This window comes from Desulfocurvibacter africanus subsp. africanus DSM 2603, from assembly GCF_000422545.1.
In the GTDB taxonomy this organism is placed as follows: domain Bacteria; phylum Desulfobacterota; class Desulfovibrionia; order Desulfovibrionales; family Desulfovibrionaceae; genus Desulfocurvibacter; species Desulfocurvibacter africanus.
Map to the genome: position 1 here is coordinate 24,783 of NZ_AULZ01000011.1, position 12,767 is coordinate 37,549.

The window sequence follows — 12,767 nt, forward strand, 5'->3', positions numbered from 1 at the left end:
CCTACGCCTGCTGTGGTTCTGGAGTGGGGAAAATGATGAGATCCTCGTAGCGCGTTCTGTCCTCCTGGCCCAGGGAGCGCCAAGCCAACAGTTGTCTGCGTAAATCATTGAGGAACCCCTTGTTGATACGCTTCCATGCTCCGTGCTCGCCTGCCTCCCGCTTGAGGCGCACCTGGATTTCCAGGAATTCAGGGCTGACCCGCGCCGGGCAGAAGATGAGCTGCACATGCTGGCGTACGCCAAAGTCGAAGGGGGCCAGCCAGACCTTGGCGCTCATCTGCAGGCATTCGTCCTCACCGCTCGGCTCGCCGATCGTGTCGGTCACGCTACCACGTATCGGCATGGGGCAGGCATAGCGGTAGGCTATGTCGTCCGAAGAGAACAGGCCGTGGGATATATCCTCATGGGCTTTGTAATAATCCACCAGGTAGCCGCCCACGCAGCGCTGTTCGTCGCGCTTGAGCAGGAAAGGCAGGGTGGCGACCATCTCGTCGCCGTCCGGTTCCGGCATGGACCAGGAGCGGTTAACGTCTGGGATGGCGATCTGGCCGGCAACCTTGGATGGGTAGATGACCGATGCCAGCACCACGAGGATGACCAGGATCATGGCCGCCACGCCGCCAAGCGAAGAGTAGTTGGCGGTCATGCCGGCCCACAGGGGCGTGCCCGCGAGTACCTGGGCCGCTATCTGGGCCAGCAAGTAGCCGAGCACCACGCTGATGACCGCATAAGCCAGAGCCTCGGCCACGAACAGGAAGGATACATGCGTGGGGGCCATGCCCACGGAGGTGTACACGCTGATCTCGCGCTTGCGCTCGTACACGCTGGCGATCATGGTGTTGAGCACTATGAGCGCGGAGATGAGCACGGGCACCACCACGTTCGGCAGGCCCGAGTAGTCAAGGGTGTCGGCGGCGTAGAAAAGATAGGTCCCTGCGGACTCGCTTCCAGGACTGACGCCCTCCGGAACGATGCCGCAAAAGAGCGGCAGGCCGAATCGATCCACCATGTGCCGGGCAAGCCTGGGCACGTCTCCGGGCGCGGGTGGCCGGATGGCCATGGCCTTGAGTTGCCCGCCCAGGGCCATGGCCGTGGAGGCGGGCACGATGACCGTCACCTCGCCTGATACGTGCTCGTAGCGCGTCTGCACAGTGCGCAAGTCCTGCTCGGACTCGGTTTCCCCGGCCTCCATTTCAGCCACGCCGAGCACAGTCTCGCTGGGGAATACCGCGGGTGTAACCGGCTCCCCGTCCAGGTCTGTTTCTGACGTGAGCCGACCGCCATCAAAGACCCCCGTGACCGTGAAGGGTATTCCCCACACGTTCACGGTAGCTCCCTCAGGATTGCCGGGATCGATGCCGAGGCGCTCGGCCATGCGATTGGGCAGGAGCACTGCCCGTTCTTCGTCCGGCGCAAACCAGCGCCCGCCCACCAGGATGCGGTTCATGCCGCTGATTTCCGGCTCCTGGGGTGAAAGCCCCACCAGCCCGCGGGCCAACTCGTGGCCGGCATCCGTTTCCAGCGGCACGAAAGCTGCCGAGGTCCTGGCGCTGCCTTCCAGCCAGATGCGCGGACCCACGAGAGCCGCGCCACGAAATTTGTTGCGCACGATGGGCATGGCTTCGGGCGGCAGGCTGGACCAGGCCAGGGAACGCATGAGCAGTCCGGCATAGGGAGTCTGCCTGGAAAAGAGGCTGGCGCCCCTTTCGCGTACGCTCTTGACCGCCGTGAAGCTCATGATGGTGAAGGTCAACAGCACCAGGGTCAAGGTGGTCAGCAAGGTGCGCATCTTACGCCGGCGCAGGTTGCTCACGCCGATGGCGAAGGACGCTCCCAGGGCTTTCCAGCGGCCAAGTTCCGCGCCCTGGCTGCTGGTGCGCCGCTGCAGGCCGGCCATTTCCCGTTCGAAGCGCAGGAAGATGATCAGCGACACGAGCATGGACAGGCCCAGAATGAAGAAGGCCAGAATAACCACCAGCGGACTGTAAGTGAGCTGAAAGGCCGGGTGCACATTGTAGATGATGCCGATGACCACGGCCAGAATGGCCAGCAGGGCCAGGATGCGCTGCTTGATGTCCGCGAAACTGAACAGCAGGCGCTCGGCGCAGTAGGCAAAGGGCACAAACAAGGCCACGTAGAACAGCACGCCGAGGAGCACGTCGCGCTGGGTGGCTTCCACGTCGTTGTAGACCCGGCTGGCCAGGGACCAGGCCACGCGCGAGGATTCCAGGAAGTCGGAGTAGCGCTGCTCGGCGTAGGCCCGTTCAGCCTCGTTGAAGGCGTCCAGCCCTTCCTGGCGCAATGACCGGATGCGCTCGTTGACCACGCCGTGCTCTTCCAGGTTGTCGATGCGCGGCAGGAGCAGCGCCCACATATCCTTGGCCGCATGATACTCGGTGCGCGGGATGAGCGGCCACTCTTCGGGCAGGTAGCCAACGCCCTCGGGTTGTCCCGGCACGGCATTGGTCATGATCATCTTGCGGTTCAGTAATGTATCCGAGAGGGTGTACTTGAGCGGGATGCCCGGCTCCAGGTAAAAGCTGAGCAGGGTGGAGTCGCGCGTGTCGATGCGGCTGTACCAGAAGCGGTTTGGCTCGGCGTCGCGCCGGGAGTCGAACAGCGCGATCTTGGTCATGAAAGCGAATGTGCGCGGTTCCAGGGTGTTGAAGACCGTCATCTGGTCCGCCGCGAACATGGTCAGCCGCGTCTCTTCGAAGAGCCGGTTCATCTTGACCCGGTAGGCGTCCTTGCCCGTGCCGCGCTTGTCGATGGCCCAGAGCACGTTACCGCTCACGGGATCGAAACGGTAGGCCTCCAGGATGACCTTGCCCACGATGACCTTCTTATTGCCCACGCCCACCAGACGAAACATGCCTTCGGTGTCGGTCATGGCGTAGAACACTCCGTTGTCCTGGTAAGCCTGGATCACGGTGCCGGGCGCGGGCTGGTCCGGAAACAGCTCGCCCTGGCGCAGGAAACTGGCCTGGCCGTCCAGGGTGGCGAAGCCCAGGCGCGGCCGTTCGTCGGCCAGTGGCGTCGGAGTACGCGTCAGTTCGGTGACCAGCCCGGAGACGAAGCGTATTTGGCGCGACAGACGTTCCAGATCCATGTGTCCAGGCGTATCGTATGGTGTGCCCCACCAGGGCCGAGCGTCGTTGATGGTGGCTAGGCTGATGCCCACGTAGTTGGCTAGGCTAGCCAGCTCGCCGCCCATGAGCGGCTGGTCCAGAAACCAGCTCCGCCACGGTCTCAGGCTGTCCGGGCGCAGGGCATTGACGAAACGTACCTGCGCTTCGGAGCTGCCAGGGTTTGCGCTGGCTTGACCCGCCGCACGGTCAGCGGCGCGGCTGATGAGCGAGAAGGAACCGCTGTAGTTGCGGTCCGGCCGAATGGCGTACATGAAACCTTCGTTGGCGAAGGCTCCAACACCGTCGCCGCCGCTGGACAAGTACAAGGAGATGCTGGCCGCGACCTCGCGCACGGCGACCATGCCGCGCATGTCCCGTGAACTACGCAGGGAAGCAAGTTGTTCCTCGGCATCGGTCAGGACAGCTTCTTGCGTCCGCCGTATGCGGGGCAGCATGCGTTCGAGTGTTTCGCTCTGCTGCGCTGACACCAGTTCCGGGGACAAGCCCCAGGTGAGTTGGCGGATCTGCGCCCGATAGTCGGTCAGCGCGCGGATGCGGGTTTCATTGCGCCCTTCACCCAATAGACGCAGGCGCATGAGTTCCCTGGCCACGCGCTCGGATTCCTGTTTCAACTCATCGTCCATGGCTTTGGCCAGAGGGCCATGGGAACCCGGCAAGGCCGCGGCTACGGGAGCCGCCTCGTCCAAAGCCTTTAGAACTTCCTCGGCTTCGTCCATGCGGCTGCGTTGATGGCGCTCCAGGTCGCGCAGGTATTTGCCCTTGGCCTGCATGGCCCACAGGAATTCTCGCCAACCGGCAAGGCCTTGGGCGTGTCCGCTTGTAGCCACGAGAAGCACCGAGCGGCCCGGAGGATTCTCCTTGAGGTGTTGCGCCAGATGCAGCAGGCCCGCCACGGACGAGGCTTCGTCCGCACCGGGGGATCGGCCGTAGGCCCAGGCTGTGCTGTCGTAGAAGGCCTCGATTACCACCAGCTCTTCCGAAAGTTTTTTGTCGACTCCGGGTACGAGGCAGAAGATGTTCTCGGACGCGGCTCGTTCCCAGATGACGTTGGATACGAGCACGGCTTCGGGATGCTGCGCGTTCCCGGCCTGCATGTCCCGGAAGCCGGGCAGAAGTTGCTCAGCCTCGCTTCCGGTCATGAAGAAGCGCGGAAAATCCAGGGGAGTCAGCTCGTGCTTGTCCTCGAAGCGCCCCTTGATGCTCGGCTCGTGGTCCACATAGATGAGTGCCTTTGCGCCCAGGGCCGCCGCCGTGCGCCAGTTGCGGCCGGAGTCCATGTCCATGAGCACGATGGCGCCCTGCACAGGCTTGCCGTCCATCTCGGAAGGCGAACCCCGGCCCACGTAGACCAGTGGACCGGAGACCCCAGGTGGTGGGATGGTATTCGGCGTAATGGCGTTGAGCTGCAAGGGTGTGATGGCCGTCTCACGCCCGCCGATGCGGATGCGGCTGCCTCGGTGGACGCGCATCGGCGTCAGATAGGCATGGCGACCAAGGTCCTCATAGCCCAGGACCTTGAGCTGATCGAAGATGTATGCGGCGGCTTTGGCCGCGCCCGGCGTGCCTGTGCTGCGGTCCTCCACCGCCGAAAGGGCGGTGATGGTCCGAGCGACCTCCGGCAACGGTTGGGCCGCCACTTTGGCCGAGATCAAGCCCGCCAGCAGGGCGGCCAGCAAAGCAGGCCAGTATCTTCGGAATGTGCCGGGCGGGCTTTTTCGTGCCAGGCTGGGCCGCGTGCGCATCATTGCCGCATCCTTATTCGGCCTGGGCCCTGCTTGAGATAGTGCCGACCTCGATCTTGAGCTCGGAGCGATTCTCGATGCGGTCGATGCGGCCGTCCACGATCCAGACTACCCTATCCGAGACATTGAGCATCTTGTAGTCGTGGGTGGCGGTTATAACCGTGACGCCCTGTTCGCGGCTCAAGGTCTTGAGCAGGGTGATGATCTCCTCGCCCGTTGACAGGTCCAGGTTGCCCGTGGGTTCGTCGGCCAGGATGATGGCTGGGTCATTGGCCAGGGAGCGGGCGATGGCCACGCGCTGTTGCTGGCCGCCCGACAACTCCTGGGGCTTGTGGTCGAAGCGTTTGTCCAAGCCCACCAGGCGCAGGAGCTTGATGCCTTTGTCCACGGCTTCATCGTTGCTCGCGCCGCCGAAAATCATGGGCAAGGTCACGTTCTCCAGGGCGGTCATGACCTGGATGAGGTTGAAGGTTTGAAAGATGTAGCCGATTTTGCGGTTGCGCAGCCAAGCCAGTTCGTAGGCGTCCAGTTGAGCCACATCCACTTCGTCGATGAAGACCTTGCCTTCGCTGGGCTTGTCCAGGCCGCCGATCATATTGAAGAGCGTACTCTTGCCCGAGCCGGATGGCCCCATGATGGATACGTACTCTCCGCTCATGATCTCCAGGTCGATGCCGCGCAGGGCTTCGACCTCGATCTTGCCCAGGCGGAAGACCTTGCGCACCCCCATGGCCCTGACAATGGTGCGGCCCTGAATATTTGTGTGAATTGTATTCATGCCGGCTGTCTCATTCCTGCACGCGCATGGCTTCCACCGGCTGCATACGCGCGGCCACGATGGCCGGGTAGATCACGCCGGCCACGCTCAACAGAAAACCCGTGCTTACGGCTGCGAGGAGCGACAATCCCACGGTCGGCAGGGAAAGTGTTTTCAATACCGGGAGTCCGAAACGAGCCAGTCCCATCAATAGAGCGCCCAAGGCCCCCACCAGCGCGCCGGCCACGGCTCCCAAGATTCCCTGGATTCCCGCCTCCAGCAGGAAGAGCCGCAACACAAAGCTGTCCAGGGCCCCAAGGCATTTCATGGTGCCGATTTCGCGAAAGCGTTCGGTGACAGCCATGAGCTGAGCGTTGATAATACCCACGGTGCAGACCAGCAGCGACAGGAGCACGATCCAGCGCTCCGTGGCGCTGCTGCCCGCCTCCCGGACTCCTTGCTGCAGATCATAGCCTGCTTGGACAAGGGAATCCCGCAAGTCTGGATCGCCGCTGCGCAGCAGGCCCGTGGCCACATCCGAGGATATGAGGACATAACCGAGAAAGGCCACGGCCAGTACTAGGGTCAGGGTAGTGATAAGCGAGCGGAAAAAGCGCACGCGCAGGCTCTGAATGCTGATTTCCAGAGATTTGCGAAAGGGCAGTACGACTTGCTTGGCGATGTTGCTTTGTCGCGTGCTGCTGACGTTTTCCTGTCTTTTGCCGCTCATCTCGCTCCCGCCTTGTCAGGAAATCATGCCCATTCGGCTTGAGGCTACTCGTGCTACGGTATCCCATGAGGGGGAAAATGCAACCGGTTCGCGGTGCAAGTTACAGTGTGTCACAGATGGGATCACCGGATGAGATCAGTCGGATGAGCAAGGCGCAGGCCTGCGGCCCGTTTGAGAGCGACCAGCAGGCAGTCCAGGAATTCCAGCGCCGCTCGGTTCATGCGTTGATGGTGGAGCATGATGCCGCACAGTCCCGTGGCCAGGCTCTGCTCCAACTCGTTAAGCAGTGCGTCAAGAGCGGCCTGGGCCGTAGGCTCCTTGCGCGTGTGCAGATCCACGTTGACCGCCAGTTCCATCATCTTGGGAGGGGAAGCGGGCTGCGCCCCTGCACTACGTGATACCGCCCGGAAGCAAAGTTCGGCTAAGATATCCAGAGCCTCGCCATCACAGCGATTCCAAGGCGGAGTGAACAGAGGAGAAATTCGTCCTGCGAGGTAGCTCTCCAGGATGTCGCGGCCCCTGGATATATCCCTTTGCTTGGCTTCGGCGGATCGTGCCGGTCCGAACTCGCTTTTCTTCCCCGAAGGGTTTCCCTGCTCATGGTTCACATGCCGGAAGCCATGCTGGTGCAGACACCATAAAGCTCCTCCGGGCGCGAGCATGCCCTTCAGTTCCGTATGCCGCAGGGGCAGCCAAATCGGGACTACGGCCAGAGCCAAGGGCACGTCGTGACGGACGAAGAGGTCCGTCATACGCGCCAATTGTCTGCCGGGCAGTCCGATGTCATCGGCGCGAAAGAAGATCGTAGCCTGCCGTCCGGATGCCCGTTCAAGGGTCCGTTCAAGACGCTCCAAGGTATCCGCCGGCGGTCGAAGCCAGAGTTCACAGGGGGCGTATGCGGTCATGATGCGAGATCCTGGAGCAGCCTGGCCGTATTGGCTGCTCCATCCAAGTCGACCGGCGCCGGCCCGGATCGTCTGCCGGCTTCCATTGCCTGGGCCATGCGCACGGCCAGGCGTTCGGGCTCCAGATCGGCGTCTTCCAGTATGCCCAGCACACCGAGTTGTTTCAGCTTCTCGGCGCGCAGGCGCTGTTCGTGGTTCTGGTCAAAAGGCCAGACCAGGGCAGGAACTCCCGTGGCCAGGATATTCATGGCCGTATTGTAGCCGGCTTGGCTCAAGGACAGGTCCGCCGCGTCCAGGTAATCCAGGAAGCGGTCGGTGAAATGCTCAAGAATCACGCTGGGTATGGCCGAAGCCAGTTTCTCCAAGGCGAGGAATTCGCTCGCTTCCATGTATGGTCCGCTGAAGACATGCATCCGCGCACCCGAGAGACCCAGGCGAGCGAAGGCCTGCAATGCGGCAAACAGGAGTCTGCCGCCCACTTTCCCGCCGCCTATGCTGGCCACGATGAGCTTCTGACTAGGCTCCAGACCGAGTTCCCTGCGCAAGGCAATCCCGGCACCCGATCTAGGCTTGGTAGTCACGAAACCTGTATAGCGTACCGGGATACGCACCCGATCCAGGCTTCCGAAGGTTTCGTCCAGGCGCAGCAGGGCCGGATCCGCGTGCACAGCCAGCAGGTTGAAGAACTCGTTAAGCCGCTTCACGACGCGCGCTTCGTATTTTTCTTGGTTACTTTTTTCAACGAGGATATCGCGCAGGCTGCAGACCACCTTGACCGGACCGAAATGGCCGTCGCGTATATCCTGGAGCAGGGGTAGGAGCTCGAAGCTGAACTGGTTGCGCCCAAAGGGGAAGAGTTCCACCAGGAACAGATCTGGAGAAAACAGGAGAAACCGTTCGCTGAGCAGCCGAGCGCGCTCGTTTTTGACCTCCTCCAGGCTGCGACCGGGCTCCAAGGGGTAAAGCTCGGAGAAGTCGTCGTTCATCATGAGTCCGGGGAGACGGAAAAGGGATACATGCGGAGGCAACTCGGCACGCACCTCAGGGCCGCCCGAGATCAGGTCCACCTCATGGTCGGCCAAAGCCTTGGCGATCTCCAGACTGCGGAAGAAATGGCCCATGCCGAGCACATGCTGGCAGTAGTAAGCAACTCTCATGGCGTCTCCAGCATTTCCGGCAGCGGCCACCCAGCCCCTCGTTGGAACAATCCTTGTTCTTCCAGGTCAAGAAGGTAGAGCCGGTAGCCCTTCTCCAGCAAAGGATTGCCGGGCAGCATGGGGTGTGACTGCGCATGATAGAGCAGGCACTTGATGACACCCTGATGGGTGACCACAAGTACATTCTGCCCTGGCCAACGGTGGCCGGCGTCCTCCAGTGCGGCCAAGGCCCTGTGCAGGACTTGCCTGCGGCTTTCGCCTTCCGGCGGACGGAAATTCCAGCCTTGCTCTGCCTGTGCTTTGAACTCCTCGTTAGCCGTCAAATCGGATAGGAGCAGGCCTGTCCACTGCCCCCAGTCCTGCTCACGCAGCCGGGGATCGGCCATGCTCGGCAGTTCCTTGCCATTTGTAACAGCTTCGACAGTTTCTTGGGCCCGGCGCAGATCGCTGGTCAGCACTGCCTGGAAATCATGGTTGCGCAAGACCAACGCCCAGCTTCGGGCCAGGTTCAAGCCCTGTGGCGACAAGGGCGTGTCGCACTGGCCCTGGATACGCCGCTCCTGATTCCAGACCGTGGGAGCATGGCGCATGAGCAGGAAGCGTGTGACAGCCATCAGTTGTTCCCCTGGGTTCTACGCGCCACTTCCCGCAGCTCTGACTCAACCTGCTGGTAGTTGCGGTTCAAATCATGGTGTAATCGCACACGATCAGCGGCAGTTAGCCCCATGCTCCGGCGCAGCTTTGCATCATCCAGCAGTTTGGCCAGGGTCGCACGAAAGGCGTCCTCATCGAATGGCCGGCAGAGCAGGCCAGTCTCGCCATTGGCCACCACCTCCGGAATGCCCCAGCCGTCAAACGCCACCACGGGCAGGCCGCATGACTGCGCCTCCAGAAAGACCATGCCCAGGGACTCGCGTATGCCGGGAAAGGCGAACACGTCGGCGGCGCTGTAATTCTCAAAGAGCTTTTCCCTAGGCACCTGGCCGAGAAAGATGACCCGGCCGGGCAGCTGCTCACGGGCCAATGCTTCCAGGTGGGGACGCATGACGCCATCGCCAGCCAGGGTCAGCAGGAAGTCCTTGCCTTGGGCAGCAAGCTTGCCGCAGGCTTTGAGCAGAAAGGTCAGTCCTTGGGTTTTCACGTCGTCACGGAACATTGCCGCGGATAGGATAACGGATCTGTCGCCCGTATCCCATTCCTTGCGCAGCCGTTCGCGGGCATCCAGATCGAATGCGAATTGCTCCGGAAAGATGCCGGGCGGTATATATCGCAGGCGGTCCTTGGGGATGATGCGCGCAAGGTTGGTAAGATCGTCTCGCTTGTTGCTGAACACCACAGACGCGGCTCGCAGCGCTGCTCGGTTGAGCAGAAAGCCTGGGCATGTTTTGAGACTGCGGCGCGTCTTGGTGGAGTAGATGCCCTGGAACACGGCATACGGCACACCGAGCCTGCGCGCGCAGGCCGGGCCGAGCAGGTCCGGAGCCTTGTAGTAGGTATGATAAGTCAGCCACAGGTCGCACCCTTTAGCGGCGCGCTGCGCCTGTATGCGCTCCAGGCATACCTGCGGCCATTGCCACGGCTTCCAATAGATCCAGCGGCTGCGCAGACGGCTGACCTGAACAACCTCGTTGTTCAGGCTCAGGAAATCGTGCAGCCCTGTGCCGATGGTCAGGTCGCCGGATGGATTGGGATGTCCCAGGGGCTTGAATGGAGCATAAAAGGCGATGCGCATGCTTCAGGTCCCCGGAATTTCATGGCGCAGGATTGAAGCCAGGTTCTGGATGAGCCGCAGGTTGTCGAAGCATTGCCTTACCCTGTCCTGGGCGGCCGGAATCATGCGCCGGCGCAGATCCTGGTCTGTGAGCGCGCGCTCCAAGGCCGCGACCATGGCCTGCTCGTCGTCAGGCGGCACGAGCAGGCCTGTGACGCCATCCTCCACGATCTCGGGCAGGGCTGAAACCGATGTTGCCACCACGGGCACGCCCATGGCCATGCTCTCGGCCAGTACGTTGGGGATTCCGTCGCGGTCGCCGTTCTCCTGGATCCTGCTGCCCAGGACAAAAACGTCGGCCTGCCTGAATTGTTCACGGATCACCTCATGGGCTTGCACGCCCGGCATGCTCACGACATCCTCCAGGCCAAGTTCGCCTACCAAGGCCTTCAGCTGCGCCCGCTGCTCGCCATCGCCCACGAGCTCGTAGCGAAAGGCAAGCCCGCGTTGCCGAAGCAGCTTGATGGCCCGGAGCACGGTGTCCAGGCCTTTCTTGCCTGTAAGCCGGGCCACGGTCAGGATGCGGAAGGGAGGCCGCGCAGTCGGAAGCCGGCCATTGGGCGCGAAGAAGCGCAGGTCGATGCCGTGATAGACTGCATGAACGGGCGTGCGTCCACTTCCCAGCCTCGTCAGGTATTCGCGATTGGCACGGGTGCAAGTGACCACGAACCTGGCCAGGTCGATCTTCTCGCCAAGCTGTTCAGCCTCCTGGGTCCAGACGTCTTTTGCATGGGCCGTGAAGCTGAAAGGCAGCCTGCTGAACAGCGAGGCGAACATGGCCACGGAGGTCGGCGAATGGGCAAAGTGGGCGTGCAGGTGGGTGATACCCGAGCCGGGCAGAATCTTGCGGACGATGTAGGCACCTTGAAGCAAATGCTTGAGCGTGGCCAGCCGGCGCGTGCGCCGATATCTGCTCCAGGCAAGAGCCAGGGCGGCGCGAGTTTCGCGCGGCCGTTCGCGCCACAGACTCAGGAAAGGCGGCAGCAGGCGAGGTAGTCCGGTGGTCAGTTCGGTAGGCAGATAGCTCACTTGTGCCCGGATGCGCCGCACATTGCCGTGAGTGAAGTCCTCGCGCGGTTCGCGCATGGAGATTATATGGATACGGAAGCCCAGGGACTCCAACTGCAGTATTTCGTTGGAGATGAAGGTCTCGGAAATGCGCGGATAGCCCTTCAGGATCATGCCGATAACGTTGCGCTCCATCAGACCACCCCTGCCTGGAACGCTGCCAACCGCTGGCGCATGACTTCCAAACCAGTGAAGCGAAAACCCTGCACGGCGTCGACATAGGGCTGTGGGTTGGTCAGCAGCTCCTCGATCTTGCTCCGCAGTCGGTCAGGTGTCAGTTCCTGCCAAGCCAAGTAGTCGGCCAACCCCTTGGCCTTGAGCACCTGGGCTCGAATGAGCTGCTCCAAACGCGGAGTCTCGCGGGGCACGATGAGCGAGACCTTGCGCTGGCTGAGGATTTCGCAAATCGTGTTGTAGCCGCCCATGCTCACCACCAGATCGGCCGCGGCCATGAGCTGCTCCATCTGGCGGCAGAAGTGATAGTAACGTACGCCAAGTTTCCTGGCGCGCGCGGCTATGTCCTTGCGCTCGGGAGTGGGCATGAACGGTCCCGTGACGACAATGCTACGATGCTCCGCCGGCCATGTCTCCAACATGCGCAGATAGACATCCATAAGCTTGTATCCATCGCCCCCCCCGCCCGTGGTCACGAGCACCCGTTTTTCCTTGGCGCCGAAAAGGCCTGCATCGTTATTGCTGCCGGTGCCACAACCGTTCATGCCGTTTCCTTTGTAGATATCATGACCATTGATAAGCGGCTTGCGCGGAAGATAGCCAGTAAAGATCATTTTTTGACTTATACTCTCTGGTATTTCGTATTCCTTGATAGGATCGTACATTTCACGATGCCCATAGACCCATATCTCGGAATAGTACTTTTCCAACGCGTCATAGACGCGCTTATTGCGCCAGTCTTCGATGGTGCTGCGTGCGTCATCCATGATGTCCCGCAAGCCCAGGACCGTTCGGCAGGAAACCTCACTTGTGTTCCGCAGCCACTTGAGCGCTGGAATGACTTCACGCTTGAGCCCCAGGGGGGCCTTGTCCACGATGAATAGGTCAGGCTCGAAAGCCTTGGCCGTAGCCTTGATGATGCTTTGGCGGATATTCATGGCTTCCTGGGCTTCGATGCGGATGGAATGCGGCAGGTAGAGGTCGTTGCTCTTCTTGATCATGCCCGGGATGCGCACAAAGTCGACTTGTTCGGGAAAATCGAAACGGCCCACGATGGGCGAGCCGGTAAGAATGAGGATGTTCACATTTGGGCGTCGGAGCTGGGAAGCAATGGCCAGCGTCCTCCGGATGTGCCCCAACCCATAGGTATCATGGGAATACATCAGGATCTTGAAAGTATTGCTCATTCGTCCTGGCTCATTCTCCCGGTCGCGCGCAGCGGTGTTCACCCAACTCGACAAGCCCCCGTCAGAACCGAGATGGGCATTCTCACCAGTTTTGAATGAAAAATAGTTTTTTGTCCATGGAGTAGCT

General features: G+C 61.4%; 9 protein-coding genes. All 9 read right to left on the bottom strand.

Features of this window, described 5'->3' with window-relative positions; all coding sequences use genetic code 11:
• Position 1: 1 nt before the first annotated feature.
• The 9 genes from H585_RS0108430 to H585_RS0108470 all read right to left on the bottom strand — a co-directional run bounded on the left by H585_RS0108430 (position 2) and on the right by H585_RS0108470 (position 12,640).
• Positions 2 to 4,894 carry an FtsX-like permease family protein gene (locus H585_RS0108430; protein ID WP_027367503.1) on the bottom strand — a complete coding sequence of 1,631 codons (4,893 nt, stop codon included), beginning with the start codon at positions 4,892 to 4,894 and terminating at the stop codon, positions 2 to 4.
• 10 nt (positions 4,895 to 4,904) lie between these two features.
• Entirely contained in the window at positions 4,905 to 5,669 is a 765-nt protein-coding gene (locus H585_RS0108435) for an ABC transporter ATP-binding protein (protein ID WP_034627539.1), read from the bottom strand.
• 10 nt (positions 5,670 to 5,679) lie between these two features.
• Complete coding sequence (locus H585_RS0108440) at positions 5,680 to 6,378, bottom strand: ABC transporter permease (RefSeq protein WP_027367505.1); 699 nt, start codon at positions 6,376 to 6,378, stop codon at positions 5,680 to 5,682.
• Positions 6,379 to 6,500: 122 nt separating this feature from the next.
• Entirely contained in the window at positions 6,501 to 7,283 is a 783-nt protein-coding gene (locus tag H585_RS0108445; RefSeq protein WP_027367506.1) for a polysaccharide deacetylase family protein, read from the bottom strand.
• Positions 7,280 to 8,440: a glycosyltransferase family protein gene (locus H585_RS0108450; protein WP_027367507.1), complete on the bottom strand. Its 1,161-nt coding sequence runs from the start codon at positions 8,438 to 8,440 to the stop codon at positions 7,280 to 7,282. The genes H585_RS0108445 and H585_RS0108450 overlap by 4 nt, the downstream gene beginning before the upstream one ends.
• On the bottom strand, positions 8,437 to 9,054 hold the full coding sequence (locus H585_RS0108455; protein ID WP_027367508.1) for a histidine phosphatase family protein: 618 nt from the start codon (positions 9,052 to 9,054) through the stop codon (positions 8,437 to 8,439). The genes H585_RS0108450 and H585_RS0108455 overlap by 4 nt, the downstream gene beginning before the upstream one ends.
• Positions 9,054 to 10,172 (bottom strand): glycosyltransferase family 4 protein, encoded by a 1,119-nt coding sequence (locus H585_RS0108460; protein WP_027367509.1) that lies wholly within the window; start codon positions 10,170 to 10,172, stop codon positions 9,054 to 9,056. Before H585_RS0108460 ends, H585_RS0108455 begins: the two co-directional genes overlap by 1 nt.
• A gap of 3 nt (positions 10,173 to 10,175) precedes the next feature.
• On the bottom strand, positions 10,176 to 11,414 hold the full coding sequence (locus H585_RS0108465) for a glycosyltransferase family 4 protein (RefSeq protein ID WP_027367510.1): 1,239 nt from the start codon (positions 11,412 to 11,414) through the stop codon (positions 10,176 to 10,178).
• Entirely contained in the window at positions 11,414 to 12,640 is a 1,227-nt protein-coding gene (locus H585_RS0108470) for a glycosyltransferase family protein (protein ID WP_027367511.1), read from the bottom strand. The genes H585_RS0108465 and H585_RS0108470 overlap by 1 nt, the downstream gene beginning before the upstream one ends.
• Positions 12,641 to 12,767: the final 127 nt, after the last annotated feature.